The sequence below is a fragment of the Nonomuraea glycinis genome, assembly GCF_014646515.1.
Classification (GTDB): domain Bacteria; phylum Actinomycetota; class Actinomycetes; order Streptosporangiales; family Streptosporangiaceae; genus Nonomuraea; species Nonomuraea glycinis.
In genome coordinates this window covers 44,101-70,407 of the sequence record NZ_BMNK01000028.1, presented here as the reverse complement: position 1 = coordinate 70,407, position 26,307 = coordinate 44,101, and the positions used below count along the sequence as shown (strand labels likewise).

21 protein-coding genes are annotated in these 26,307 nt (G+C 69.9%); 8 read left to right on the top strand and 13 right to left on the bottom strand.

From position 1 onward, the window contains the following. Positions 1–102: 102 nt before the first annotated feature. Positions 103–1,485 (bottom strand): IS607 family element RNA-guided endonuclease TnpB, encoded by a 1,383-nt coding sequence (gene tnpB / locus IEY87_RS44235; protein WP_189144901.1) that lies wholly within the window; start codon positions 1,483–1,485, stop codon positions 103–105. Positions 1,486–1,774: 289 nt separating this feature from the next. On the opposite strand from tnpB, the gene IEY87_RS44230 reads away from it, so the two are divergent. Then, positions 1,775–2,560 (top strand): extracellular catalytic domain type 1 short-chain-length polyhydroxyalkanoate depolymerase, encoded by a 786-nt coding sequence (locus IEY87_RS44230; RefSeq protein WP_189144900.1) that lies wholly within the window; start codon positions 1,775–1,777, stop codon positions 2,558–2,560. Here IEY87_RS44230 and IEY87_RS44225 read toward each other — a convergent pair. The 6 genes from IEY87_RS44225 to IEY87_RS44200 form a co-directional block, all read right to left on the bottom strand. Next, positions 2,544–2,834, bottom strand: coding sequence for a CU044_2847 family protein (locus tag IEY87_RS44225; protein ID WP_189144899.1), 291 nt, complete (start codon positions 2,832–2,834; stop codon positions 2,544–2,546). The genes IEY87_RS44230 and IEY87_RS44225 overlap by 17 nt on opposite strands. Before the next feature lie 20 nt (positions 2,835–2,854). Further along, positions 2,855–6,808 (bottom strand): trypsin-like peptidase domain-containing protein, encoded by a 3,954-nt coding sequence (locus IEY87_RS44220; RefSeq protein WP_189144898.1) that lies wholly within the window; start codon positions 6,806–6,808, stop codon positions 2,855–2,857. Between the two features lie 893 nt (positions 6,809–7,701). Continuing rightward, positions 7,702–8,910, bottom strand: a complete 1,209-nt coding sequence (locus IEY87_RS44215; protein WP_189144897.1) for an acyl-CoA dehydrogenase family protein — start codon at positions 8,908–8,910, stop codon at positions 7,702–7,704. Between the two features lie 65 nt (positions 8,911–8,975). Beyond that, positions 8,976–9,347 carry a VOC family protein gene (locus IEY87_RS44210; protein ID WP_189144896.1) on the bottom strand — a complete coding sequence of 124 codons (372 nt, stop codon included), beginning with the start codon at positions 9,345–9,347 and terminating at the stop codon, positions 8,976–8,978. 150 nt (positions 9,348–9,497) lie between these two features. Next, positions 9,498–10,427, bottom strand: coding sequence for a glucosyl-3-phosphoglycerate synthase (locus tag IEY87_RS44205; protein WP_189144895.1), 930 nt, complete (start codon positions 10,425–10,427; stop codon positions 9,498–9,500). 53 nt (positions 10,428–10,480) lie between these two features. Then, entirely contained in the window at positions 10,481–11,920 is a 1,440-nt protein-coding gene (locus IEY87_RS44200) for a helix-turn-helix transcriptional regulator (RefSeq protein ID WP_189144894.1), read from the bottom strand. Positions 11,921–12,260: 340 nt separating this feature from the next. Here IEY87_RS44200 and IEY87_RS44195 point away from each other — a divergent pair, with 340 nt between their 5' ends. From IEY87_RS44195 to IEY87_RS44185, 3 genes are read left to right on the top strand one after another with little or no spacing between them, the layout of a single operon-like run. Beyond that, the gene (locus IEY87_RS44195) at positions 12,261–13,403 is read left to right on the top strand and encodes a chymotrypsin family serine protease (RefSeq protein WP_189144893.1); all 1,143 of its coding nucleotides are present in this window, start codon (positions 12,261–12,263) and stop codon (positions 13,401–13,403) included. Positions 13,404–13,418: 15 nt separating this feature from the next. Continuing rightward, complete coding sequence (locus IEY87_RS44190; protein WP_189144892.1) at positions 13,419–13,910, top strand: hypothetical protein; 492 nt, start codon at positions 13,419–13,421, stop codon at positions 13,908–13,910. Positions 13,911–13,936: 26 nt separating this feature from the next. Continuing rightward, the gene (locus IEY87_RS44185) at positions 13,937–14,242 is read left to right on the top strand and encodes a hypothetical protein (RefSeq protein WP_189144891.1); all 306 of its coding nucleotides are present in this window, start codon (positions 13,937–13,939) and stop codon (positions 14,240–14,242) included. Positions 14,243–14,298: 56 nt separating this feature from the next. On the opposite strand, the gene IEY87_RS44180 is transcribed toward IEY87_RS44185, so the two are convergent. Beyond that, positions 14,299–17,022, bottom strand: coding sequence for an ATP-binding protein (locus IEY87_RS44180; RefSeq protein WP_189144890.1), 2,724 nt, complete (start codon positions 17,020–17,022; stop codon positions 14,299–14,301). Between the two features lie 460 nt (positions 17,023–17,482). Between IEY87_RS44180 and aceA the strand changes: the two genes are divergently transcribed. Further along, positions 17,483–18,769, top strand: coding sequence for an isocitrate lyase (aceA, locus tag IEY87_RS44175; protein WP_189144889.1), 1,287 nt, complete (start codon positions 17,483–17,485; stop codon positions 18,767–18,769). Between the two features lie 199 nt (positions 18,770–18,968). Here aceA and IEY87_RS44170 read toward each other — a convergent pair whose 3' ends face one another. Then, complete coding sequence (locus IEY87_RS44170; RefSeq protein WP_189144888.1) at positions 18,969–19,856, bottom strand: NAD(P)-dependent oxidoreductase; 888 nt, start codon at positions 19,854–19,856, stop codon at positions 18,969–18,971. 71 nt (positions 19,857–19,927) lie between these two features. Here IEY87_RS44170 and IEY87_RS44165 point away from each other — a divergent pair, with 71 nt between their 5' ends. Both IEY87_RS44165 and IEY87_RS44160 read left to right on the top strand, forming a co-directional pair. Further along, positions 19,928–20,278 (top strand): winged helix-turn-helix transcriptional regulator, encoded by a 351-nt coding sequence (locus IEY87_RS44165; protein WP_189144887.1) that lies wholly within the window; start codon positions 19,928–19,930, stop codon positions 20,276–20,278. 219 nt (positions 20,279–20,497) lie between these two features. Further along, positions 20,498–21,193, top strand: a complete 696-nt coding sequence (locus tag IEY87_RS44160; protein WP_189144886.1) for a hypothetical protein — start codon at positions 20,498–20,500, stop codon at positions 21,191–21,193. Here the strand turns inward: IEY87_RS44160 and IEY87_RS44155 are convergent. From IEY87_RS44155 to IEY87_RS44145, 3 genes are all read right to left on the bottom strand, one after another. After that, positions 21,160–22,401: a sensor histidine kinase gene (locus IEY87_RS44155; RefSeq protein WP_189144885.1), complete on the bottom strand. Its 1,242-nt coding sequence runs from the start codon at positions 22,399–22,401 to the stop codon at positions 21,160–21,162. The genes IEY87_RS44160 and IEY87_RS44155 overlap by 34 nt on opposite strands. Then, a complete protein-coding gene (locus IEY87_RS44150) occupies positions 22,371–23,027 on the bottom strand; it encodes a response regulator (RefSeq protein WP_189144884.1) in 657 nt (218 codons plus the stop codon). Before IEY87_RS44150 ends, IEY87_RS44155 begins: the two co-directional genes overlap by 31 nt. Positions 23,028–23,088: 61 nt before the next feature. After that, complete coding sequence (locus IEY87_RS44145; protein ID WP_189144883.1) at positions 23,089–23,925, bottom strand: siderophore-interacting protein; 837 nt, start codon at positions 23,923–23,925, stop codon at positions 23,089–23,091. A gap of 170 nt (positions 23,926–24,095) precedes the next feature. On the opposite strand from IEY87_RS44145, the gene IEY87_RS44140 reads away from it, so the two are divergent. Further along, positions 24,096–25,325 (top strand): acyltransferase family protein, encoded by a 1,230-nt coding sequence (locus IEY87_RS44140; RefSeq protein ID WP_225278246.1) that lies wholly within the window; start codon positions 24,096–24,098, stop codon positions 25,323–25,325. On the opposite strand, the gene IEY87_RS44135 is transcribed toward IEY87_RS44140, so the two are convergent. Continuing rightward, complete coding sequence (locus tag IEY87_RS44135) at positions 25,326–26,306, bottom strand: alpha/beta hydrolase (protein ID WP_225278245.1); 981 nt, start codon at positions 26,304–26,306, stop codon at positions 25,326–25,328. Position 26,307: the final 1 nt, after the last annotated feature.

Below are 26,307 nucleotides of genomic sequence, written 5' to 3'. Positions count from 1 at the left end.
CTGGATACTTGGTCAGCTAGTCAGCGCGTCCGGTGGTCCGGTGGCCGTGGGTCAGTTGGGTGACGAAGTCGTCGGACAGTTCGGTGATAGTGGCGCGTCCGTTCACTGAGTTTCAAGGATTCTCAGTGATTCGCCCGGTGCGGGCGAAGGTCCTCGTCTGATCCGGGCAGTGGGTGCCCGGTGCGGGGTTGACGTTTCACGGCCACCTGCCCCGCCAGGCGGGGTCTTAAGGTCGGCTCCACGTCCGTTTCGGGTCTCCGGGCCACTCCCGGCGACCGTGCGCTTCACCAAAGAGGCGAGATTGCGCGCGGCGTTCTCGTCGCGATCCATCGACAGGCCGCACCCCTCACAGACGTAGGTGCGCATCCGCAGCGGCAGTTTGGCTTTCACTGCCCCGCAGGATGAACACGTCTTGGAGGAGGGGAACCAGCGGCCCGCCACCACCAGCCGTCCGCCGTTCCAGCCGGTTTTGTAGGCGAGTTGGCGGCGGATCTCCCCGAAGCCCGCGTCGGAGATGGCTTTTGCCAGTCGCCGGTTGCGGAGCATCCCGGCCACGTTGAGGTCTTCGACCACGATGGTGCCGTACGTGCGGGCCAAAGCCGTGGTCAGTTTGTGGATGCCGTCGCGGCGCAGCGCCGCCACCCGATGCTCTGCCCGGTTGCGGGCGGCGTTCGCCCGCAACCACCGCTGCGAGGGCTTCTGACCGGTGCGGCGGTCGGGGCCGTGTTTGCGGGAGACCGCCCGCGACAGGCGGCGCAGCTTACGCGTGGCCGTGGTCAGGTGGCGGGGGTTGGCGGCCGGCGGGCGTCCGTCGGAGAAGACCGCCAGGGTTTTGATGCCGAGGTCCACGCCGATCACCGCGTCCGGCCGGGCAGGCGTTGCCACCGCTCGTTCGGTGTGCACGGTGAAGCTGACGTGCCAGCGGCCCTCCTGCCAGCGCACCGTCGCCGAGGCGATCCGCGCGCCTTCGGTGAGCAGGCGGGCGAGTTTGCCGACCGGCTCGTGCGTTTTAATCCGGCCCAGCACCGGCAGCACCACATGAGTGTGGCCGTCCAGCCGGATCGCGCCGGTGGTGAAGCGCACCGACCGGGCCGCGCGGCGTTTGGTCTTGAAGCGGGGAAAACCCACCTTCGGGCCCTTACGCGTGCCCTGCCGGGACTCGCGCCAGTTGGACAGCGCGTCGGCCAGGCGAGCCAGCCCGCACGCGTAGGCCTCCTTGGAGTTGCCCGCCCACCACGGCGCCACCTCGCCCTTGACATGATTCCAGCGTTTACGCAGGCTGTACATCGACCAGGACAGGGCCGGGGTGAGCCGGTCCTCGGGGATGCCGTAGGAGCGCTCGGCCTCCCGCTGCGCCAGATTCGCCCTCACCTGCGCCAGACCCCAGTTGAACGCCACCCGCACCGCCCCGCAATGCGACGCCAGCACGGCGACCTGGCGTGTGGTGGGGTCCAGCGCGAAATGGTAGGCCTGCACGACCCGCATGACCCGCCCCTTCCTCGCGTATTCGAGAGTGTGTACGAATCACTCTACCAGTTGACCGCACGTTGAGTAACTTTTTGCATGCTAACCGTGACAGTGAAGAGTAGGAGTGGGCTGCCCGGCCAGACGCGGTGTGAAGCCGCAGGCCCCTACAGCGCTTCGTCATGCCGTCTGCCAGCTCGCAAGCCACCGAGCCAGCCCCGATCACAACGTGACAGACCGCAATCGCGCTGCAGAAAGCCAGATGAAGACTGAACACTGATACGAGCCACAGCGGTTACCAACCCCCGGCGTGCGACCCCGGCCGCCGATCCTGGTGGCCGTGCACTACTGCACCGGCTCCGGCCCCGCCTTCCACGCCGGCACCGAGTTCGCCGCCCTCGCCGACCGGTACGGTTTCGTCGTCGTCTACCCGTCGGCGACCCGCAGCGGCTCGTGCTTCGACGTCTCCTCGCCGCAGGCGCTCAGGCGCGACGGCGGCAGCGACCCCGTGGGAATCGTGTCCATGGTCAGGTACGTCCAGCAGCGCGCCAACGGTGACCCCGACCGGGTCTACGTGACCGGCTCGTCCTCCGGCGCCATGATGACGAACGTCCTGCTGGGCGCCTACCCCGACGTGTTCAAGGCGGGCGCCGCGTTCGCGGGTGTGCCGTTCGGCTGCTTCGCCGCCACCGACGGCTCCGGCTGGAACCGCTCGTGCGCCCACGGCACCCTCACCAGAACGCCCCGGCAGTGGGGCGACCTGGTACGTGCCGCGTACCCCGGCTACGACGGTCCACGGCCGCGCATCCAGGTGTGGCACGGCACCCGGGACGGCACCCTGCGCTACCCGAACCTCACCGAGGAGATCAAGCAGTGGACCGACGTCCACGGCCTCGCCCGGACCCCGACCGCCACCGACCACCCGCGGCCGAACTGGACGCGCACCCGGTACGGCACCGCGGTGGAGGCGATCAGCCTGGACGGTGTCGGCCACACCATCCCGACCGGCGGCATGGCGGCCATGGCCGTCCATTTCCTCGGCCTCGACGACGGCCCCACGGCGACACCGGCGCGCCCGCCTAGGACTTCCAGGTGAGGGTGACCTCGAAGTTGCCCTCCGTCGCCGCCTTGGCGACCAGCCAGCTGGTGGTCCCGCTCACCTTGATCCCGAACTTCACCTGCACCTCGTCCGGCCGTACCTCCTTAATCTTCGCCAGCACGACGCGGGCGGCCTCGATGGCCGGCTCCAACGCATCCTGGACCGAGCCGGCGACCGCCTTGGCCCCGGCGGGCTGGTAGCCCGGCGGAGGGTCGATCTCGAAGGCCACGGTGGTGTGCTCGTCCACCTGATACCTGACGACGTTCGTCACACGGTTCCCTTCACCACTGCTCACCACGACAGCCGGACGGCGAGCACGCCCGCGGTCAGGCCGACCGCCACGCCTCCGGGGATCGCCGTCAACGCTAGAGCCTCGTGCTGGACGGGCACGACTCGCAGGCACGCGCCCGTGGCGGGGTCCCACAGGCGTACCGTGCGGTCATAGCTGGAAGTGGCGAGCAGCGCGCGGCCGTCCACGGTGACCGGGCAGGCGGCGGTGACCGTGTCGGTGTGCCCGCGGAAGGTGCGCAGGTGATCGCCCGAGGCCGGGTCCCACAGTCCGGCCGTCCGGTCGCGGCTCGTGGTCACCATGAGCGGGCGGTGGTCGTACCGAAGGGCGCACAGGCCGGTGACCGCCGCTCGCTCGTGCGCGACGAAGACGCCGTGCGCCCGGCCGGTCGCCGGGTCCCACAGGCGGACGGTGGTGTCGCGGCTCGCGGTGGCGAGCAGGGCCGGGCCGATGGCGCAGGCCGCGGTGACGGCGGCGGTGTGGCCGGTCATGGTGCGCAGGAGGGTGGCCGTGGCCGGGTCCCAGACGCGTACCGTGTGGTCGCGGCCGGCCGTCACCAGCATCCCCTGGACGCCGCACACGGCGGTGCCGCCCTTGTCGTGTCCCGCGAGAACGTGCAGGCACGCACCGGTGGCCGGATCCCACAGCCGTACGGTCCGGTCCTCGCCGGTGGTCGCCAGCAGACCGCGCCCGTCCACGGTGAGGGCGCAGGCCGCGCTCACCGTGAACATATGCCCGCTGAGGCTGCGCAGGTGCTCGCCCGTCTCCGGATCCCAGAGGTGAACCATGCTGTCGCGGCCCGTCGTCACCAGCGCGGGCCGGTCGCCGGCGCTGACCAGTCCGAGGCCGGTGACCCCGTACGGGAGCGTCCGGTGCGGGCGGTGCGTGGTGGCGGTGTCGGCCGCCCACAGGTGCACGGTGCGGTCGCGGCCGGTCGTGGCCAGCAGGGGCTGACCGTCGGAGGTGAGGGCGCAGACGGAGGTGACCGCGTCGGTGTGGCCGCCCAGGCTGCCGACCGGCTCTCCCGTCGCCGGATCCCAGATCCGGACGAACCTGTCGCCTCCCGTGGTGACCAGCAGCGTGCGCCCGTCCACGGTGACGGGACAGGCATGGGTCACCTCACTGGTGTGCCCGGTCAGGGTGTGCAGGGAGGTGCCGGTGGCCAGATCCCACAGCCGGACGGTCCGGTCGCGGCTGGTGGAGGCGAGCAGCGTGCGGCCGTCCACGGTGAGGGCGCAGACGGAGGTGACGCGGTGCGAGTGGCCTCTGATCCCCTCGGTGTGGCCGGCGAAGGTGTGCAGGCAGGCGCCGGTGTCCGGGTCCCACAGGCGGATGGTCCTGTCCTGACTCGCGGTGACCGGCAGGTCACGGCCGCCGAGGGTGACGGCGCAGACCGCGGTGACCTCGCCGGTGTGCCCGGACAGTGTGCGCAGGCAGCGGCCGGCGGCCGGGTCCCAGATCCGGGCCGTCCGGTCGTCGCTGGTGGAGACCAGCAGGGTGCGGCCGTCCGCCGTCAGCGTGCACAGGCCGGTGACCCCGTAGGTGTGCCCCCGGTAGGTCCGCAGGTGGGCGCCGGTGGCGGGGTCCCAGAGCCGTACGGTCCGGTCCATGCCGGAAGTGGCCAGCACCGTACGGCCTGCGAAGGTGAGCGCTCGGACGGCGGTGACTCCCGCGGTGTGCCCGGTGAGGGTGCGCACCCGCGTGCCCGTGGCGGGATCCCACAGGCGCACGGTCATGTCCTCGCCGGCGGTGGCCAGGAGGGTGCGGTCCTCGACTGTCACGGCGCAGGCTCCGTTGACCGGGCCGTCGTGGCCGGTGAGGACCGTCTCCACCAGCCGGGGTTCGGCCCGCGCCCACATCGCCCGGTACGGCGAGGGGCGCGGCATCCGCTGATAGGCGTCCCCCAGGGCGTCCAGGGCTTCGGCGATGCTCAACATCCCCAGCCGCTCGTCCGGGTCGGCGGTCACCGCCTGCGGGACGGAGCGGAGCAGGCGGGCCCGCTGCTTGCCCTGCCGGGTGACCGCGCCGCGCGCGAGCGGGATCAGCCGCATCAGGTCGGCGTGCAGCGGGTGGTCGTCCACGGCGAGCAGCTCGTCCAGCACTCCCCCGTTGACCGCGTGCGGGGGCAGCGAGCGCAGCAGGTAGTCCGGGGCGGACGCCCAGCCGGCGCGGACGCCGTACGCGAGGAAAGCCCTGGCGAGGGCCCGCTCGTCGTCCTCGCGCGGGTGGAACTCCGCCCTGGCCGCCAGCAACGTGTCGTTGAGCGCCTGGTGGAAGAGCCGGTACGTCCGCCCGGACTCCACCAGGAAGTTGGCGGCCGAGGATCCGGCGAACCTGATCAGCGCCTCCCGTTCCGGCGCGTGTCCGTACAGCGCCTGGATCGCCGTCCGCCACACCTCGACGGTCAGGCCCGGCGCCTGCGCGAAGGCCAGGGCGGTCAGCAGGTCACCGGCCTCGGGGCCCAGCTTGGCGAGGTAGTCGCGCAGCGCGCCGTCGACGGTGGGGCTGAAGGACAGCTCGCCGGGGCCGGCGGCGACGGTGTCGTGCAGGCCGTGCGCGCGGGCCATCAGCCCGGCGACGAGGAAGTTGCCCGCCGACAGCGCCGCGATCCGGTCGGCGACCGGGCGGGCCGCCCCGTCCTCCAGGTACGGGTTGTCGTCGGCGCGCGCGGACCGGAGGGTGGCCAGCGCGTACGTGGCGAGATCGGCCTCGCGGAACAGCGCGGGATCGTCCAGGTCGAGGAGTTCCCCGGCCCGCCCGAACCGGAGCAGCAGATCGCCCTCGTCGTCGCGGCGGCGGCAGCCCACGACGACCCGCACGGCCTGGCAGGTCTCCGCCAACGGCACTACGAGGCCGGTGATGAGCTCCCGCGCCTGGGCGGGCGTGCCGGCCTCGTCGAGCGCGTCGATGACCAGGTTGAGCCTCGGGCCGGCGTCCAGCGCCGCGACCAGGTCCTCCAGCCGCTCCGGCCGCGGCACTCCCGCGGCTCGGGCGATCTCCGCGGCGACGTCCAGCGCGGTCTTGCCTTTGGCGTGTACGGCGCAGCCGACCGAACCCGGTGTGGCCCGGACCGCGGTGTCGGAGTCGGGTAACCCGGCGCGGAGGGCTGGATCGGCGGTGGTGACGATCCTGCCGAGAACCGCCGATTTCCCCACCCCTGGGGAGCCGGTCACCACGAGCGCGCTGTAGGCGGGCCGCTCGCCGTCCAGCCAGGCGACGATGCGGCTCAGCACCTCGCCGCGCCCGGTGAAGCGGTGGCCGCGCTCGCTGTCCCGGGAGACCCCGCGAGCCCGTGGCCGCCAGTGCCGCCCCGCCTCTGGATCATCGGTCAGCGACCAGCCCCAGGCGGTCATGGCCAGCTCCCCCGCCCGCTCCGCGCGGTAACCCAGCCGCGCCCGCGGCAGCAGGCGGTCGACGGTGTGCAGGGTGAGGGCCAGGCCGTCGCCCTGGGTGGACTCGTACCGGCCGAGCATCCCCACGACGGCCTGGTGCCGCTCGGACCACAGCCCGGAGCCGCTGAAACCACGGGCGAGCGGGTGGCGGGACTCGGTGCGCAGCGCCACCCAGCCGTAGCCGGCCTGCGCGCCGACCGTGCCGCCCGCCTGGGTGGCGAACGGGCTGCCGTCCGGGAATCCGTACGCCGACCAGGGGGAGTCCTTCAGGACCTCGTCCTTCACGCAGGCCACCGGGGCCGGCTCCACGTCCGGCGGCTGCGGGCCGGTCAGGACGAGGAGCGCCACGTCGGCCCCGACCTCGTCGCGCCGGCCCGCGCACTCGGCACGGAACAGGGTCAAACCGTCGTCCGACAGGGGAAAGCACACCCAGCAGACGCCGTCCTCCGGGACCACGTGCGCGCTGGTCAGCACCTGCCCATCGGCGACGAGGACCCCGGAACCGGCCGGGGAGACCCCCTCCTCGTCGGTGAACACCGCGACCACCCACGTACGCACAGGCATAAGCCCACCCTAGGCAGACGCGGGCCCGCCGGATGACGAGACCGCCAGGCCCGCTGCTCAGCCCCAGACCGCGTCGAGCAGGGCGGCCGCAGGCGGGTGATGTTGTCCTCGGTGTTCTTGCCGAAGCCGATGCCGGGGTCGATCCACATCTCCTCGACGCCGTCGCCCCGAGCGGTCGCGGCGAGCGACTGGAGGTAGCAGCAGCAGGTCGCCAGCCGACCGCGGTCTCCACGAGAACCGGTGGTTCAAATGTCCGGTAAGTGGCCGGTTGTCGCCCTCGCCCGGTTCCTCGCCAGAGGTAAGGCTTGAGCCAGCCCGACCTTCGGGTCAGCAGATGCGGACATGAGTCTGCGCTGTTAGATCGAATGAAGGAGACGACCATGCGTACGAAAATCATGCGGATTGGGCAAGTAGCCATCGCTACGGCCGCGACGACTCTAGCCATGGCCGCACCCGCACAAGCCCACACGGTCAGGGTGGGAAACAGTTGGGGCCACGCGGAGATCAACTCCAGTCATACGGAGCTGACTGTCTGCAGGATGCTCGGCCACTACCCCGATTCCGACGTCTGGGGCACGGTGAGGTACAGCGGCGGCACTCTCATCCGCTATGACGCGCCGACGTACAGCAGCTTGTGCTGGGTCCACCCCCTACGGTCCAACCCCACCGACATCAGATTCTGCTGGCGTCCTTCAGGAACGAACAACCAGTGCACGACGTGGAAAGCCGTCTGACCGTTCCTGCGGTTCTCGCTTCCGTGGTCCGTGAGCCTCAGGACTAACTGCGCAAACACGAAAATGCGCCCCGCTCCTCCCAGCAGGAAGGAGCGGGGCGCACTCGTATATCAGCAGACCTATCGCTGGGCGGCCGGAAGGTCCGGCCGCGGGGTGTCATCACCGCACCGGCAGGCCCGTGACGGCGCGGCCGATGATCAATCGCTGGATCTCGCTCGTGCCCTCGAAGATGGTGAAGATCTTGGCGTCCCGGTGGAAGCGCTCCACCGGATGGTCGCGGGTGTATCCCGCTCCGCCGAGGATCTGGATCGCCTGCTCCGTCACCCAGACGGCCGTCTCCCCCGCGACCAGCTTCGACATCGAGCCTTCCGCCTGCTCGAAGGGCCTGCCCTGCCTGGCCATCCAGGCGGCGCGCCAGGTCAGCAGGCGGGCGGTGTCCACGCGGGTCGCCATGTCGGCGAGGAGGAAGGCGATCGCCTGGTTCTGGCCGATCTTGCGGCCGAACTGCTCACGTTCGCCAGCGTAGTCCCTGGCGTACTCGAAGGCGGCGCGGGAGATGCCCACCGCCATGGCGGCGACCGTGGGGCGGGTGGTCTCGAAGGTGCGCATGGCCCCCTGCTCGCCGGCTCGCTCGCCGTTGCGGACCCTGGCCAGGCGGGCGTCCAGCTTCTCCTTGCCGCCGAGCAGGCAGGAGCCGGGGATGCGGACGTGGTCCAGGACGACCTCCGCCGTGTGCGAGGCGCGGATGCCGTGCTTGGCGAACTTCTGGCCCATGGACAGGCCAGGCGTGCCGGGCGGGATGACGAAGGTGGCCTGGCCCCGGGTGCCCAGGTCGGGGTCCACCGAGGCGACGACGACGTGCACGTTGGCGATGCCGCCGTTGGTGACCCAGGTCTTGACGCCGTTGAGTATCCAGTCGCCGTTGTCGTAGGTGGCGCGGGTGCGGATGGAGCCGATGTCGGAGCCGGCGTCGGGCTCGGAGGCGCAGAAGGCACCCAGTTTGACGTCGTTCTCGGTGCCGAACATCTGCGGCAGCCACTCCCCCATCTGCTCGGGGGTGCCGTTGGCGGACAGCGCGGCGGCGGCCAGGCCGGTGCCGACGAGCGACAGGCCGATGCCCGCGTCTCCCCAGAACAACTCCTCGAACGCGACCGGCAGTGCCAGCCCGCTCGGCTCGAACCACTGGGTGGCGAAGAAGTCGAGGGAGTAGAGGCCGATCTTGGCGGCTTCCTGGATGACGGGCCAGGGGGTTTCCTCGCGTTCGTCCCATTCGGCGCCGGCGGGCCGGATGACGTCGCGGGCGAAGGTATGCACCCAGCCGCGCACCTCGGCGACATCCTCGCCAAGATCAAGACTAAAGCCGCTCACGTTGTCACTTCCCGAAATTTCCGACACGGTAATACCCTACTGGTCAGTAGGTACGACCGGAAAGGTCAGGTCACACGGCGGCGCAGCAGGCAGAACTCGTTGCCCTCGGGGTCGGCGAGGACGTACCAGGGCTCCTGGCCGCTCTGCCCGACGTCCGCGTGCGTCGCCCCGGCGGCCAGCAGTCGCGTCAGCTCGGCGTCCTGGTCGCGATCGGTGGCGTTGACGTCGATGTGCAGCCGGAGTTTCCGCAGCTTGGGGTCGTCGGACGGGCTGAGCACCAGCGTCGGCTGCAGCCCACCGGGTCCCTCGGCGGGCCCGATCTCGATGGCCCCCTCTTCGCGCTCGATCACGCTGAAGCCGAGCACCTCGCACCAGAACGCGGCCAGCCGCTCAGGGTCGCGACAGTCGAGCACCAATTCAGTGATCCGGCAAGCCATTCCGACCCCCTACCCACACCAAGACCAAAACAGGCAGGGCGGAACGACCAAAAGCGGAACAGCCGAGGGTGGAACAAGCGGTGGCTCGGCCCAGGGCGACAGGTGGGTGGCTCGCGATCCAGGGTGGGCCGGGTCAGTGGGTGGTGATGGTCAGTGGGTGGTGAGGGTGAGCATCGGTGGGCGTTCGGCGATCGTGATGTCGCTGGAGACGATCTCGTGCCCGACGCAGGCCCGCCGGAACTGATCCAGGCAGGGCGAGGGAACATGCCACGACTCGATCTTGCCCTGCCGTCGCAGGCGTGACCAAGCGGCCAGCATGATCTGCCCGGCCATGCCGCCGAGGGCCTCCGTCGACTGCGGGGCGTGCTCGCGGGAGCCGAGGTCCACCTGGGCGAACGCGTCCAGCCCCGCCAGGTCCAGCAGGTCGATGAGCAGCCCGAGCTCGACCCCGTATCGAGTGAGGAACGGCACCCGCTCCAGCGCCGAGCGGCGGCCCGCGTACTCGCCGGCGAGCGGCTGGACGAAGCCGGACAGCAGCGGCCAGTGCAGGTTGATCAGCGGGCGGGCGACGAGCTCGGTGACCCGGCCGCCGCCGTTGGGGGCGCCGTCGAACGGGCGGTCGTAGCAGCCCTTGGCGTAGGCCACGGTGGGATCGGTGAGCAAAGGCCCAAGCACCCCACTCACCAGCGAAGAGTGAAATTTCCGGATATCGGCATCTACGAAGGCCACGATGTCACCCGTGGTGACCGCCAGCGACTTCCACAGTGCCTCACCCTTGCCGTCGAGCGGCGGCAACTCCGGCAGGATGTCGTCCTGAGCGTGTACGGCGGCGCCCGCCCGCGCGGCCACCACCGCGGTGTCGTCGGTGGAGCGTGAGTCGATCACCACGATCTCGTCCACGAGGCAGGCCAGCTCCCGCCGGATGATCTGAACGATCTCCCCCACGGTCTCCCGCTCGTCGCGCGCCGGGAGCACCACGCTGACGCTGACATCCCCCTTGGCCTCGACCAGCGATCCGACCGGCCAGTCCGCGACGCTCGACGTGCGGCGCCGCAACCAGCTATGAACTTCAGGCAGCATACGACCACCCCCGTTCATCAGGCTTTATCCCCGTTTTTCGCCCCGGCTAGTCGTCAGCTCAGGACCGCGTGCCGCTCCAGGAATGTGTAGACGTCCGCCTCGTCCACGCCGGGGAACGAGCCGGGCGGCAGGGCGGCGAGCACGTGGGAGTTGGCGCGGGCCGACGGCCAGGCGTACCCCTCCCAGCGTTCGGCCAGGTCGGTGGGCGGACGGCGGCAGCAGTCGCCGTTGGGGCAGCTCGACCTGGTGCGGTTGGTGGTCTCACGGCCACGGAACCAGCGTGACTCCTTGAACGGCACGCCCAGGGTGATCGCGAAGTCCCGCTCCCGGGACGGGTCCACATGGGCCACGCAGAAGAAGGTGCCGGTGGGCGAGTCGGAATACTGGTAGAAGACCGAGAACCGGTCGGGCGAGGTGAAGACCTGCCGCCCCGACCACTGCAGGCACATGCGCTGCCCCTCGATCGCGCCCTGCTCGTCGGCGGGAAAGACGATGCCGTCGTTCTCGTACGCCTTGTAGATGATGCCGCCGGCGTCGTTGCGCACGAAGTGGCAGACCAGGTCGAGATGGTGGGTGGCCAGGTTGGTGAAGCGGTGCGCGGCCATCTCGTAGGAGACGGCGAACACGTCGCGCAGATCCTCCACCGACAGCGCCCGCTCCGCCTTGGCCTCCTGCAGATAAACAGTGGCGGCCTTCTCCGGTACGAGCACCGCGGCGGCGAAGTAGTTGGCCTCGGTCCGCTGGCGCAGGAAGTCGGCGAAGTCGCGCGGCTTGCCGTGGCCGAGCGCGAGGTGGCCGAGCGTCTGGAGCAGGATCGTGCGCGGGGTGTGCATGCCGAGCTGCTCGTGCTTGACGTAGATGCGGTGATTGCGGAGGTCGGTGATGGATCGCACCGACCTGGGGAGGTCCTGGGCGGTGTGGACGGTGTAGCCGAAGTGTGTCACCAGGCCCTGGATCACGCTCTGGGACAGGGCGCCACCCCGGTAGCCGACCGCGGCCAGCGCCTCGCCGGCGGCCTTCTCGATGTCGGGGAAGTAGTTGCCGACCTCGCGCTGCCTGCGCCGCAGCTCGGCGTTGGCCGCCCGGGCCTCCTCGGGAGTCGCGGTGCCTCTGGCTTCCCTGGCGCGTAGTTCGCCGTACAGACCGAGCAGGTGCTCCAGCACGTCGTTGGGCACGCGCGCGGAGACCTTGAGCCGCGGCAGGCCGAGCCCGGCGTAGATGGGGTCGCGCTGCGCCTCTTCCAGGGCGATCTCCAGCTGGGCGCGCCGGTTCGGCGGCTGCCGGCGCAGCAGCTCCTCCACGGGGACGCCGAGCGCGGCGGCCAGCGACTTGAGGAGTGACAGCTTCGGCTCGCGTTTGCCGTTCTCCAGCAGGGAGAGCTGGCTGGGTGCCCTGCTGACCCGGGAGCCGAGGTCGGACAGGGTGAGGCCACGCTGTTTGCGCAGGTGACGCAGGCGCTGCCCGAACGCGATCAGATCGAGCTCTTGCGTCAAAGACAGCGGTTCTTCGCCTAGCAAGGACGCCATAGGGGCATCTTAGACGGAAAATCCGCCTATTTTCTAGCCGCCCTACCGCCGGGCGGCACATCCCCCTGGCTGCTCCCTCTGCCCGAGCATTTTTAGCCCCAGCACGATAGCGGACAGCACCGCCACCGGTGCCGGACGGCCGCGCGGCGCCGAATCGGGTGCTGGCTGACCTGGGCAGACACATTTCGCGCGAAGGACTAGGGAAATCCCCTACATCACCCCTGGGGCCCTGTGATGCCGTGCGCCTCAGTGTGGGACTGGCACAGGATGACGGGCCGGAAAGCGGCCAGGCCGAATCGAGGAATCCATGACCAGTAATGATCAACCGCCGCGCAGGGACGTACCCTTCGAGGCGCCCACCAGGTTATCCGAGCCCTCTGCGGATACCCAGTACGCTGTCGCGGCGCAGGCCGGGAGCGCAGTTCTCGAAGCCGGCCTGCAGGATGTCGACACTGCGGTGCGCGATGCACACGCCGAGCTTGAAAGCGCTCTCATCGCCAGGTATCAATCCCGGCAAGCTGAGTCGCAGGACGTCACCAGCTTCCTGTCCCCTGCCGGCAGCATCCAAGGTGTCGCCATCGGCCTGGGCGATCCCGATTCCCCTTCGTTGCCCGGCGAACCAGCGATGAGCGTCTACGTGGCCGAGCCCACCGAGGCCAGACTGGTGCGGGAGATGGTGGTGGACGACTTCGGTATCTCCAGTGCGCGCGACGTGCCCATACTGGTGCGCCAAGATGTATTCGACGCCAGCGCACACCGGTTCCGCATCCGCCCGGCCCCCGGCGGTGTCTCCACGGGCCATACCGCTGCCACAGCGGGCACGATCGGTTGCTTGGCAGTCGGCCGTACGGAGCCGCGCAATCAAAGGCTGCTCTTTCTGAGCAACAACCATGTGATCGCCAACTCGAACAAGGCATCACTGAACGACCCGATCATTCAGCAGGGACGTTTCGACGGCGGCGCCGCACCTGTCGACCAGATCGCGGTGCTCGAGCGCTTCCGGCCGATCGCCTTCGACAACACACCCAACCTCGTCGACTGCGCAACCGCTTGGTGTTGGCCCGACCGCGTACGTCCAGAACTCGTCCGCATTCTCGGGGGCGCTCAGACGTTCTTCCGGATCGGCCGGCAGCCCGTCTCCCCGTTCCTGGGCATGGGTGTCGGGAAAAGCGGACGGACCACCCAGGTCAGGCAAGGTGAGATCACCGACCTGGGATGGACGGGAATCATCAACTACGACGGCCACCAGGCGCTGTTCACCAACCAGATCGCGATCCGCCCCGTGTCAGCGCTGGAGTTCAGCGCCGGCGGGGACTCCGGCTCGATCGTGTGGACGTGGGATGCCACCCGCTCACCTGTCGGCTTGCTGTTCGCAGGCGGCTTCCGCCACACCCTGGCCAACCCGATGGCTCTGGTTCTCGACGCGCTCGACATCGATCTCTTCACCTGACGGAAGGACGACGCCATGAAGATTCCCGACCAAGCGCTCCAGCAGGAACTCCACGAGATGATCGCGCCGCGCAACTACCAAGCCACCCTGCCCATGGCTGAGCAACTCGCCCACGACGACCGTGCTCAGGCACAGCTGATCGGCGCCGGCACCTTCCTCGACAATGGCTGGGATCGATGGCACTACGTGGTCGACGAGGACAACGGAACACCTGGGCAGATCACCCTGCAACTGCAGGTGGCCCAGCAGATCAGCTGGTGGAAGAAGATCGAAATTTCCGCGATCATCCCCGGCCACTCCTGGCCCCTCATCCGGACGATCGGCACCTCCGGTAACACTCGCGTGGCTACCACCGACATCACACGATCGGCAGCCTTTGGTGAGACACTGGAACTGAAGTTCTGGAAGGCCGGGTTCCTCAACACGGCCAGCTACCTGGACACCATGCAGCTCGGCGTGGAGAGCCACCTCGGCAAGGTGGTCGTGTTCATCTGCGATCGTGATTAGCGCAGACTTTCACCGGAGGGCAAGCCTTGGTATCCAACGATGACTTCCGGCCACCGCAGCCGATGGAGAGCGGGCTTGCAGAGAACACCGTCTACTCTGGACCGCCGCCGGCCTCGCCGCTGGCGGCGGCGATCGAGAAGGTCGCCCGCGCGTGGCTGACCGAACCTGGCGTCCAGGGGGTCTCCCATACAGCGAATGCCGACGGCGAGGACTTCATAAAGATCATGCTTCTCGACGTGGCCACACGGGCACGACTGGAGTCGCAACTTCCCGGGCAGGTCGACGGATTCCCGGTCGTCGTCGAGGTCAGTGGCGAGTACCACGCTCAATGAACGCGTCGAAGGGCTCACGGGGACACCTCACCTGCCGTTGGCCGACCCGGTATCGTTCACGGCTCTTGCGCGGCCAGCCGGGCCGCCAGAGCGGTTCGGGATCTCAACCCCAGTTTGGTGAAGACGTGCCCCAGGTGGTACTCGATGGTCTTCACGCTCAGCATCAGCTCCCTCGCCACCTGCTGATTGGACAGGCCGGTCGCCACCAGCCGGGCGATGGCGTGCTCCTGGGGTGTCAGACCTGAACGCGGATCCATGGAGGAAGATCGGATGACGCGACCGCAGGCGGCCAGTTCCCGCTCGCAGCGCGTCAGGTACGGCACCGCCTGCAGACGTTCGAGGACCTGGTGGGCAGCTTCCAGCCGATCAGCAGCGGCGCCGCGCGTACCTCTCCTTCGCAGGAAGATGCCATAGTCCAGGTTCAACCGGGCCTGGTCGAAGGGCAGGTCGACGAGAGCGTCATGGCGCAGCCCGGTCTCGAAACAGATCTCCGCCTCGTCGAAGCCGCCCTGCGCGGCCAGCAGGTTGCCCCGGGCCCTTGCGATGAGTGAAAGTGAGGAGTGCCGCTCCTGGTCCGCCGCGCGCTCCTCGAACGCGTCGAGTACGGCTCGCGCCCGCCCATACTCCCCAAGCCGGGAGCAGGCGTCGGCGAAGAGATCCTGCCAGGGCGCGATCCCAGGGCCGTCACAGGTGTCGCGATACGGCAGATCCAGCACCGGAGCGAGGGCATTCACGACCATGGCGGCGTCACCTCGTGCGGTGGCGATCCATGCGTGAGCGTAGGCCACGTAGGTGATGGACGTGGCGTTCGTGGCGAGAGCCGCGGAGGCGGTCACATACGCGTCAGCCTCCGGGAACAGGCCCCGCGCACCGGGGACCAGTGCGGCCAGCCCGCACGCGATCCCAGCAAGCCAGAGCTGGTCGGAGTCCTCGGCCAGTGAGGCGCCGACCGCCGTGTGCGCCGCCGCGTCGTCCCACCGCCCGGCGCGGAACTCGGCCTCGCCGAGAACACAGTTGGCCGATACCCGATAGGGCACCGACCGCCCCTCAGACCGCGACAGCGCCGCTCCGGCGTCCTCCACCGCCCCCGCAAGATCGTCCGTCCACATCCGGAGCATCGCCCGGCCCAAGAGCTGGTCGAGTTCGTCCGTAGAGGCCGACCCTGCGGTGGGTAGGACGCGAACCATCGCCAATGCCTCTCCCGCGCGCCCGTCGCAGCCGAGGGCAGTGAGATGGATCAAACGGATGAAGTCGAGGCTGGGAACCTCCGCCGCGCGGCCGATGGCGCGTTCCGCCCAGCGGACTCCTTCAGCGCCCCGCCCGGCCATACTCCACAGGATGGCGAGTTGCTCGCTGATCCTGGTCGCCCGTACCGGGTGGGCGGCCACATCGCACCGTTGCCACGCCTCAGTGAGGAGCCGAACGGCCTCGGATGCATTCCCTCTGACGTGTTCCAACACCCCGAGTGCAAAACAACGGATGTCCGGGGGGCAACTGAGGGGAAGGCCCCTGGCCAGGTCGGTGGCCTCGCCGACGCGTCCGGCGTAGACCAGCGCGGTGATCGCCTCCGCAGTGCGCCGTGCTCGCTCCTCATCGGAAGGGGCGACGCTCGCAGCGTTCACGAACTGGGTCGCCGCGCTTGACCACCGCCCTGCCCTAGCCTCTTCCCGGGCGAAGAAGGTGAGATCGGCCGACAGCCGCCCGTCTGACCGGGTGGCCGCTCGTAAGCGGTGCCTCAATCGGTCCAGCTCGTTGTCGGTCAGCTCCGCGGCTCGCTCATGCAGGTCGGCGCGGACGGCGATGCCGGTGTTCTGGTAGATGGCGGCGTGCGTCAACGGATGGGGAAAGGCGACGGAGAGCCTACCCCTCCTGGGATGCTCCACCAGGAGCCCGGCCTCCACCGCCTCATCGAGCGCCGCCAGCGGCTTCTGGCTTCCGCTGAGCTGGGCCACCAGATGGAGCGGAGCGGACAGCCCGAGAACGCTCGCCGCGGCGACCATGTCGCGGGTCGCGGGAGCGCAGGCGGCCAGGCGGCCCAGCACCAGTCTGGTATAGGTGCGAGGTACGGGCAGAGGGTGGCTCAGATCGGCGAGGATCTCCTTCGAGACCTGCTCCAGCAACTCCCGGGCATGCAGGGGGTTGCCGCGCGTGTGATGGCACAGCCGGGCCGCCGCTCCCAGGTGCAGCGTTCCCGCTCCAAAAGCCTGCGCGAGGGTCTGCATGTCGGCGACGCCCAGCCCGGTGACCGTGACTCGGGCGGTCTGGTCATCGGTGAGCAGGCGGCGAAGACCGGAGGGAAGGCGCGGGTGGGATAGATCACGAGCTATCACGATGGTGAGGACGCGGTCGGCGCGCAGGCGGCGCAGCGCGAAGGTCAGTGCCTGCAGGGACGGCACATCGGCCCACTGGACGTCGTCGACGACCATCACGACGGGTCCGTTGTCCTGCAGGCTGCCGATCAGGTCGAGGAGTTGGAGCCCCGCACTGACCGGATCGTGGCTCCCCTCCCACGCGGAGAAGGACGTTGGGGTGGCGATGAGCTGGGCCAGCATGCCGAAGGACAGTTCCGACTCGTTGTCGTCGCCGCTGGCGCGCAGGAGTCGGAGTTCATTGCGGTGCTCAAGGAGGAAGTGGCGGACAAGACTGCTTTTCCCGATGCCTCCAGGACCTTCCACCAGGACATGGCGGGGAAAGCCGGACTTCACCTCCTGCAGCAGCGACCGCAGCCGCAGGAGCTCGCCTTCTCGCCCTACGAATGGTACGGCGTGGCCGTATGGCATGGCATGACACCTTCCGCCGATGGGACTGAATGAGCCCTGTCCACGGTGATCCAGAGGTGCGGAAATTCTTCTTGTCCCTATGGTCGTGTCTGTACCGAAGCTCAACCAGCCTCGATCTCTCGTGAAGTCGGTGGGGTTGCGCAGCGGGGTCGACCGGCTTGGTTTCGGGTGCCGGCAGCATCTGCAGGCGGGTGACCGCGGTGGCGATCAGATCGGCCCATGCCAGTGGTGAGCGAGGCACAGGCGCAGCCGTCGTCCGCCCAAGCGGGGATCCGGCTTTCCGCCGCTGACATTGGTCTAGTCCATCGGGAAAATTTCTAATTTCTTCTCAGGTGAACACGCGAGCTGGGTTAGCAATAGTGGAAAAATGGCGATTTTTCTGGTTCTAGGGGGCTATGTGGTGGGGTACGGCAGGGCAGAGACTCGGCAACAAGCCCCAGGGGACGAAAAGGAGTGACCGATGAACGATCGCCTCAAGGGAGCTGCTGAGCAGCTGCAGGACGAATGGGACAACGACCCTCGCTGGGAGGGCATCGAGCGGACCTACAGCGCCGAGGACGTGATCAAGCTCCGCGGCAGCGTCCAGGAGGAGCACACGCTGGCCCGGCTCGGCGCCGAGCGGCTGTGGCACCTGCTGCACACCGAGGAGTACGTGCACTCGCTGGGCGCGCTGACCGGCAACCAGGCCGTGCAGCAGGTGAAGGCGGGCTTGCGGGCCATCTACCTGTCCGGCTGGCAGGTGGCCGCCGACGCGAACCTGGGCGGGCAGACGTACCCGGACCAGAGCCTCTACCCGGCCAATTCGGTGCCCGCCGTCGTGCGCCGCATCAACAACGCGCTGCTGCGCGCCGACCAGATCACCTGGTCGGAGGGCAGGACCGACAGCCCGCACTGGCTGGCGCCGATCGTGGCCGACGCCGAGGCCGGCTTCGGCGGCGTGCTGAACGCTTTCGAGCTCATGAAGGGCATGATCGCCGCCGGTGCCGCCGGCGTGCACTGGGAGGACCAGCTCGCCTCCGAGAAGAAGTGCGGCCACCTCGGCGGCAAGGTGCTGGTCCCCACCGGCCAGCACATCAAGACCCTGAACGCCGCCCGCCTCGCCGCGGACGTCGCCGGAGTCCCGTCCCTGATCATCGCGCGGACCGACGCCCAGGCCGCGACGCTGCTGACCAGTGACGTGGACCCCCGCGACCAGGAGTTCACCACCGGTGAGCGCACCGCCGAGGGCTTCTACCGGGTCCGCAACGGCCTGGAGGCCTGCGTCGCCCGCGGCCTGGCCTACGCGCCGCACTCCGAACTGCTCTGGATGGAGACCGGCACCCCGGACCTGGACGTCGCCCGCCACTTCGCCGAGGCGATCAAGGCGGAGTACCCGGACCAGCTCCTGGCCTACAACTGCTCGCCGTCCTTCAACTGGAAGCAGCACCTGGACGACTCCACCATCGCCAAGTTCCAGCGGGAGCTCGGGCACATGGGGTACAAGTTCCAGTTCATCACGCTGGCCGGCTTCCACTCACTGAACTACTCCATGTTCAACCTCGCCCAGGGCTACGCGACCGACGGCATGAGCGCGTACGTGGACCTGCAGGAGGCCGAGTTCGCCGCCGAGGCGCAGGGCTACACCGCCACCCGTCACCAGCGCGAGGTCGGCACCGGCTACTTCGACCTGGTCAGCACCGCCGTGGCGCCCGACTCCTCGACGACGGCGCTCAAGGGCTCCACCGAGGAAGAGCAGTTCGCCCACTGAGCCGCCCTGACGCCCACCCGAGCCCGCTCCGGCCGGAGCGGGCCCCCGATCTCGCCGGCCACCTCCAGGGCATGGGAAGGTTCCCCCGGCGACGGCCGCGCCAGGCAGTCCCCGGCCTGGCGCGGCCACCTTTCTGCTCAGCCCCGGCCCCTGCGGCCACTCCTCCTCTCACCCGGGCCTGGCGCGGCCACCCTGCTTCTCAGCGGGGCTTCAGAACGTCAGTGATCCGGATGAAACCGTCCTGGCCGTGACCCCGGCCGATGGCCCGGCGCGCCAGGCCTTCGGCCGCGCGCATCACGCCCGCGTCGATGCCATGGGCTTCCGAGGCGTGCACGATGTGCGCCATGGACGAGGCCGCCGAGGTGATCGGGTTGTCCGCACCGGAGAACCGGCCGCTGTCCACCTCGTCCGCGGTCTCCGCGAAGATCGGCGGCAGGATCGCGCCGATGCCCTGCGCGAACGGCGCCAGCTCCCGCGCGCTGATCCCCTCGGCTCCCGCCACGGCCAGCGCGTGCGCGTAGCCCGCCATGGCGGTCCAGAAGATGTCCAGCAGGGCGATGTCGTACGCCGCCGCCCGGCCGATGTCCGCACCCAGGTGGGTGTGGGCGCCGCCCAGGGCGTCCAGCACCGGCCGGTGCTCCTGGTAGAGCTCCTCCGGGCCGCTGTGCAGGAACACCGCGTCCGGGGTGCCGATGGTCGTGTTCGGCGTCATGATCGCACCGTCCAGGTAGCCGATGCCGTGCTCGGCCGCCCAGGCCGCGCTGTCCCGGGCCCGCTCGGGGATGTCGGCGGTCAGGTTCACCACCGTGCGCCCCTTGAGCGCGTCGGTGACCTCGGCACGACGCAGTACGGCGTCCGCCGCGTCGTAGTTCACCACGCAGATGACGGTCAGCCCGCTCGCGGCGACCGCCTCCTCGGCTGATCGGGCGCCCACCGCGCCTCTCTCGACCAACTCCCGGTCCTTGCCCGGCGTACGGTTCCAGACCGTGGTCCGCACCCCGGCGTCCAGAAAGGCCCCGGCGAGGGCCCGGCCCATCGGCCCCAGGCCGAGCACCGTCACGGCGGATCGTTCTGTGTACGAGGTCATTGCTTAAACTCCTTAATATCCACAAATCACATGAAATGACGCGCAACCCGTACCGATGAATCGGATGACAGATGACACGCAGCCGCGCCCAGGACCCGAACCTCTGCGGAGTGACCGCCGCCATCGCCGTGATCGACGGCAAGTGGAAGTCGATCCTGCTCTGGCTGCTGGAGTCCGGTCCGCGCCGCCCCGGTGAGCTGCGCCGTCAACTCCCCGGCCTCACCGAGAAGGTGCTGACTCAGACGCTGCGCGAGATGGAGGCCGACGGGCTGGTCCACCGCGAGGTGTACGACGTGCTTCCGCTGCGGACGGAATACTCCCTGACCGGGTTCGGCCGTGAGCTCTCCGAGGCGCTGGCGCCGCTGTCCGACTGGGGCCATCGCCGCCTGGAGAAGCTGGCCGCGTCCCAGCCGGTCTCCTGACGCACCGCCGATCTCCTCCCTCTGGCTCCGACGACCTCCGCGACCAAGCTTCGGGCCGCCCCGACCTACCGACAAGTACCCACAAAAAGGTGGGTACGGCTGCGGGCGATCCCTGGACCCAGCGCTTTGCAGGAGAGAGGGTCGGCCGGGCGGCTGATGACCGAGGAGACCGGGCGTTTCTACGCTTCGTCGACATCACCGGCCCAGCAAGGGGACACCATGTCGCTGTTGTCAGATCCCATCCGTTTTCGCAGGCTCGCCGCCGGGGCATGCCTCATCGCCGCGCCGATCGCGTACATCGCGGGTGTCGTCACAGACCCCGCGCTGCGGCAGGGCGGCGGTGACACGACCGGCGTCTACGGGCGCTACCTGGAGCAGGTGTCGGTCAGCGCGGCGATCCTGCACTGGAGCTGGGTGTTGCTGATCCCGGGCATCATCGGCATGATCCACCTGGTCCGCCGCCGCGGGGTGCTCCTCGGCCACCTCGCGGGCGGGCTCGCGCTGCTCGGCGTGGTGAACTTCTCCGCGCTGATGCTCGGCGACTTCTTCTACTCCCGTCTGGAGCGCTCGCTGCCGCCCGTGCAGGGGGCCGCGCTCGCCGACGAGGCGTTCACCGACCCGGGGGCGGTGTTCGGGTTCCAGCTCCCCGGCTTCGCCGGGATCCTCGGCCTGTTCGTGCTCGGACTCGTCCTGGCGTACGGCCGCCAGGCGCCGTGGTGGTCCCCGTTCGCGATGGTCGCGGGCATCTTCGGGGCGCCGGTCTTCCCGATCGGCACGGTCGTCGGCGGACTGCTGTACCTGGCCGGGGCCGGGGTCATCGGCCTGCGCATCGTACGGATGAGCGACGCCGCCTGGGCGGGCGAAGGGCCGCCGGCGCAGGCTCAGCCGAGCGGGAACCTGGCGCGCACCCGGTAACCGCCGCCCGGCACGGGCCCGGCGGACAGCTCGCCGCCGTGCATCGCGACCCGCTCACGCATCCCGATCAGTCCATGCCCGCCCTCGCCACCGTCCCCCAGACCGCCGCCCGGGCCGGACTTCGCGCCGCTGGGCGGGCCGCTGAGTGGGCCGCTGGGTGGGCCGTCGTTGGTGATCTCCACGGTTACGGCCGCAGGGGAATGGGTGACGGTGACGTCGATCCGCGTGGCCCGCGCGTGCTTCAACGCGTTGGTCAGCGCCTCCTGGATCACCCGGTACGCCGACAGGTCGAGCCCCGGCGGCAACGGCCGGGCCTCGCCCTCGACCCGCGTGCGCACGGCCGGACCGGCCTCCTCGACCTGCGCGACCAGGGCGTCCAGCCGGTCCAGCCCGGCCGGGTACGGCTCGGCACCCGTGCCGCCGGGGGCACGCAACATGCCCAGCATCAGCCTGAGCTCCTCGATCGCCTCACGGCCGGCCCGCTCGACTCCGGTCAGCAGCGCACGTTCGCGCTCGTGGCCGGGATCGTCGCCGAGCATCATCCGTACACCGCCCGTGTGCAAGGTCATCAGGCTGACGTTGTGCGAGACGATGTCGTGCAACTCCCGGGCGATCCTCGCCCGTTCCCCGGCCACCGCCTGCCGGGCGCGTTCCTCGCGCCCGGCCTCCAGCCGGGCGGCCTGCCTGGCGAGGCGCAGGGTGCGATCGATCTGGCGGCGCAGCAGAATGCCGCTGGTGTACGCGACGCCGACGAAGACGGCGCTGATCAGCACTTCCGCTACGTCATTATGCTGAAATGTCTGCAAATAGGCGTAGGAAAGCAGCACGCAGCCCAGCCCGGCCAGCCCCCGCCGGCTCCGCAGCTCCGCCGCACTGGCCACGGTGTGCACCAGGATGAGCGTGGAGTAGAAGTGCCACGCGGCGTAATAGCCCGCGTCCGTGACCTCCCGCACCCCGATGCCGACCACCAGCAACCCGATCAGCATGCTCATCGGGAACCTGCGCCGCAACAGCAGCAGCACCCCGGCGGCGACCGCACCGGCGGCGAGCGGCACCGGATGGCGGATTTGGCCCGGCTCGATGCCCTGCCGCCCGAACGACTCGACCTGCCCGGCGACCATCACGGCGAGCGCGAGCAGCAGGTCCAGCCGGCTCGGCCGCCAGCCGCCGTGCGGCATCACACCCCACCGGGACGTACGATGCCGCACTCGTAGGCGAGCACCACCGCCTGGAGGCGGTCCCGTACGCCCAGTTTGCGCAAGATCTGGGTGACATGGCTCCTGATCGTCACCTCGCCGACCCCGGCCGCCGCCGCGATCTCCCGGTTGGACAGGCCGCGCGCGAGCAGGAGCAGCACGTCCAGCTCACGCGCGGTGAGGGCGGCCAGCTCCGGCGGCGGCGCGAGCACGGGCTGCGCGGCGAAGGAGGCGATGACCCGCAGGGTGACCGCGGGGTCGATCAGCGCGTCACCCGCCGCCGCCACCCGCATCGCCTCGATGAGGTGCTCGGGCGGCGAGCTCTTCAGCAGGAAGCCATGGACGCCGGTACGCAGTGCGAGGTGCAGGTTCGCGTCGCTGCCGAACGTCGTCAGCATCACGATCCTCGGCGGGTCGGGGTCCCCGAGCAGCATCCTGGCGGCGTCCAAGCCGTCCATGCGCGGCATCGCGATGTCGAGCAGCAGCACGTCCGGCCGCTCCCGCCTGGCCACGGCGACGGCCTCGACCCCGTCCGCGGCCTCGCCGACCACGTCCACCCCGAGCGCGTTCTCCACGACCAGCCGTAAACCCGCCCTGATCATGGCATGATCGTCCGCGATGACGAGCCTGATCGTCACCTGTCACCTGGCATGGCCAGAGCCTACAGAAGCCGTGAGCACCGGCCGCCCACGGCCGGACTCAGCCGAGTTCGACGGCCTCTTCGGTCTCGACCTGCCGGTTCCAGTCCCTCTTGACCGCCCGCCAGCCCTCGTCGTCCACCCCGAGCCGCCAGTAGCCGGAGATGGACAGCCGTGCCATCGGCACCCCGGCCTCCACCCGCAGCAGGCGCCGGAGCTCCTTGACGAAGCCCGCCTCCCCGTGCACGAACGCCTGCACGTCGCCGCCCGGCAGGTCGAGCTCGCGCACCGCTTCGACCAGCGCCTCGCCGACCCGGCGGCCACGGCGGTAGAGCCAGGTGAGGTGCACGTCGCCGTACGTCCTGACCTTGATCTCCTCCGCGGGCCCCTCCACCTCGACGAACGCGTGCGCCCTGGCCCCGTCCGGCATCGCCTCCAAGGAAGCGGCGATGGCCGGCAGCGCGCTCTCGTCGCCGACGAGCAGGTGCCAGTCGGCCTCGGGGTCCGGGGCGTAACCGCCGCCGGGGCCGAGCATGAGGATCTCCTCACCCGGCATCGCGCGGGCGGCCCAGGGACCGGCCAGGCCCTCGTCGCCGTGGTAGACGAAGTCGAGCGTCAACTCCCGGATGTCGGGGTCCCAGGCCCGCACGGTGTAGGTGCGCAGGCGTGGCCACAACTCGCGCGGCATGGTCTCGCGCACGTGCTGGACGCTGAAGGGCTGGGGGTAGTCGACCCCCTCGTGCGGGAACACGACTTTCACGTAGTGGTCGGTGAAGTCGGAGGTGGTGGCGAAGTCGCGCAGGCCGTCACCTCCGACGATGACCCGGATCATATGCGGCGAGATACGCTCGGTGCGCAGCACCACGCCTCTATGGTGATCCCTTGGCTTCTCAGCCATACGGGCGACTCCTCAGTTAGGTATACCTAACTTACATGCTCTGCGCAGCAGATCGCTGACGCGACCTGAAATCTCCCCCTTCCCACGCCCTTGTGGCTGATTCATGGTGAACCTGGCGCCCTCGTCCGGCAGCCAGCAGAATGATCAGCCTGAGGGATCGGAGGCAGACGGTGACGGCGCAGCCCTCTCCCCGCGGCGAGCGGCGGCCGGAGCTCGACGCGCTGCGGGCCCTGGTGGTGGTCGGTCTGGTCTTCTTCCACTCCTCGCTGGTCTTCGAGCCGGGCGGCGACTTCTACGTGACGAACGCGGAGACCACCGAGCTCACCACGATCTTCGCCGCGCTCTGCGTCGTCTGGGCGATGCCGCTGCTGTTCCTGGTGTCCGGTCTCGGCGCGTGGCACTCGCTGCGCCGCAGGGGCGCGGGCGGCTTCGCGGTGGAGCGGTTACGACGGCTCGGCGTCCCGCTGGTGTTCGCCACGCTCGTGCTGCTGCCGTTCCCGCAGTGGCTGCGGCTGCGGGCCGACCCCGCCTACCACGATTCCTACTTACGGTTCTGGCCGCACTTCTTCGAGGTACGGCTGGAGCCGTCGGAGTTCCCGTTCATCGTGCAGGGCACCTTCTACGAGACCGGCCACCTCTGGTTCGTGGTGCTGTTGCTGGTCTACTCGCTGCTGCTGGCGGCGCTCGCCCGCCGGGTGCCGCCCGGTCTCGGCCGGCGGATCCGCGACGGGGTGGTCTCGGCGACCCGGCGGCGCGGCTCGGTGCTGCTGCTGCCCGCCGCGCCGCTCGCCATCGTCTCCGCCCTGCTGGGGGTGGAGGAGGACTACGGCGGCTGGAGCCGGTGGGCGTACCTGCTGTTCTTCCTGTTCGGGTTCGCGCTCGCGGCCGACCCGCGACTGCGCGCGGCGATGCGCCGCGACGCGGTGGTGGCGGCGGTGCTCGGGGTCGCCCTGGTCGGGGCCGGAACCCCGCTGTTCCTGATCGCGGCCGAGACGCCCGGCGCCGACCCGTTCATGGACCTGTCGGCGCTGGCGATCATCGCCCGCACCTTGTACGGCTCGGCCGGTTGGTGCTGGCTGGTCGCGATCCTCGGCCTGCTCGACCGCCGCCGCCCCGCACCCACCGCCGAGAAAGCCACCGAGGAAGCCGGAACGGGAAGCAGCGAGCAGGACAAGCGGCCGCGCCGGATGTACGGCTATCTGGCCGCCGCGGTGCTGCCGGTCTACATCCTGCACCAGCCGATCGTCGTCGGCGTCGCCTACCTCGTGGTCGGCTGGAGCGCGCCCGTCGCGGTGAAGTTCGCGCTCATCGTCGCCGCCTCACTCGCCCTCACCTTCGCCGCCTACGACGTCCTGGTAAGGCGTACCCGGGTGACCCGCTTCCTGTTCGGCATGCGCTGATCAGGCCGCGACCTCTCCCTCCGTCACCGGCCCCTCCACCCCCGCCGCGACGGCCAGGAAGCCGGCCATGTGCCGGAAGGCCAGCCGTGCCTCCGGCAGCACGTCGGCCAGGATCGGGAAGACGTGCGGCATGCGCGGCCACTCCTCGTAGGTGACCGGCACCCCGCCCTCCCGGGCACGGACGGCGACGCGGTGCGCCTCGTCCCTGAGCACCTCGGTCGACCCGGTGACGATCATCAGCGGCGGCAGTCCGGTGAAGTCGCCGAGCACCGGCGACACCAGGGGGTCGCACGGGTCCAGGCCGGAGGTCCAGCGGCGGGCCAGCCAGCGCACCCGCCCGGCCGCGAGCATGGGGTCCTGCCAGCGGTTGTCACGCCGGGGATGGTCGGTCAGGTCGGCCCACGGGGACAGGCAGATGGCCGCCGCCGGCAGCGGAAGGCTCCGGTCGCGCAACGCCAGGAGGGTCGCCAGGGTCAGATGGCCGCCCGCCGAGTCGCCCGCGATGATCACGTCGGAGGCGTCGTACCCGCGCTCCAGCAGGCAGTCGTAGGCGTCCAGCGCGTCGGCGAGGGAGTCGGCGAGGTTGTGCACCGGGCCCTGGCGGTAGTCCAGGGCGAGCACCGGACGGCGGGCCACCACCGACAGCCGCCAGGTGATGGACCGGTGTGTCCTGGGCGAGCAGGAGAAGTAGCCGCCGCCGTGCAGGTAGAGCAGCACCTTGCCCTCGTCGAGCCGCCGACCGGCGCGCAGCCACTCGCCGTCGCACGCGGAGAAGGCCGCGGGCGCCACCCGTACGTGCTCGGGTGTGCCCACCGGCACCAGTTTGACCAGCTCACCGAGGCGGGCGGCGGCGTCGAGCGCGAGGGAATGGCGCAGCAGCAGGTGCGAGGCGGGCTTGAAGGTGCCGTGCATCAGACCGGTGAGCGCTCGGGCCTGCCAGCTCATCGGGTAGTCCGGTGTGACGTCCCTGTCCAGGTGCATA

Bases quoted from the DNA above. Each gene is read 5' to 3' on its own strand.
- IEY87_RS44180 (WP_189144890.1), bottom strand. From the start codon at position 17,022: ATGCCATACGGCCACGCCGTACCATTCGTAGGGCGAGAAGGCGAGCTC.
- IEY87_RS44205 (WP_189144895.1), bottom strand. From the start codon at position 10,427: ATGCTGCCTGAAGTTCATAGCTGGTTGCGGCGCCGCACGTCGAGCGTC.
- IEY87_RS44145 (WP_189144883.1), bottom strand. From the start codon at position 23,925: ATGGCTGAGAAGCCAAGGGATCACCATAGAGGCGTGGTGCTGCGCACC.
- tnpB (WP_189144901.1), bottom strand. From the start codon at position 1,485: ATGCGGGTCGTGCAGGCCTACCATTTCGCGCTGGACCCCACCACACGC.
- IEY87_RS44160 (WP_189144886.1), top strand. From the start codon at position 20,498: ATGTCGCTGTTGTCAGATCCCATCCGTTTTCGCAGGCTCGCCGCCGGG.
- IEY87_RS44170 (WP_189144888.1), bottom strand. From the start codon at position 19,856: ATGACCTCGTACACAGAACGATCCGCCGTGACGGTGCTCGGCCTGGGG.
- IEY87_RS44190 (WP_189144892.1), top strand. From the start codon at position 13,419: ATGAAGATTCCCGACCAAGCGCTCCAGCAGGAACTCCACGAGATGATC.
- aceA (WP_189144889.1), top strand. From the start codon at position 17,483: ATGAACGATCGCCTCAAGGGAGCTGCTGAGCAGCTGCAGGACGAATGG.
- IEY87_RS44210 (WP_189144896.1), bottom strand. From the start codon at position 9,347: ATGGCTTGCCGGATCACTGAATTGGTGCTCGACTGTCGCGACCCTGAG.
- IEY87_RS44135 (WP_225278245.1), bottom strand. From the start codon at position 26,306: ATGCACCTGGACAGGGACGTCACACCGGACTACCCGATGAGCTGGCAG.
- IEY87_RS44195 (WP_189144893.1), top strand. From the start codon at position 12,261: ATGACCAGTAATGATCAACCGCCGCGCAGGGACGTACCCTTCGAGGCG.
- IEY87_RS44165 (WP_189144887.1), top strand. From the start codon at position 19,928: ATGACACGCAGCCGCGCCCAGGACCCGAACCTCTGCGGAGTGACCGCC.
- IEY87_RS44220 (WP_189144898.1), bottom strand. From the start codon at position 6,808: ATGCCTGTGCGTACGTGGGTGGTCGCGGTGTTCACCGACGAGGAGGGG.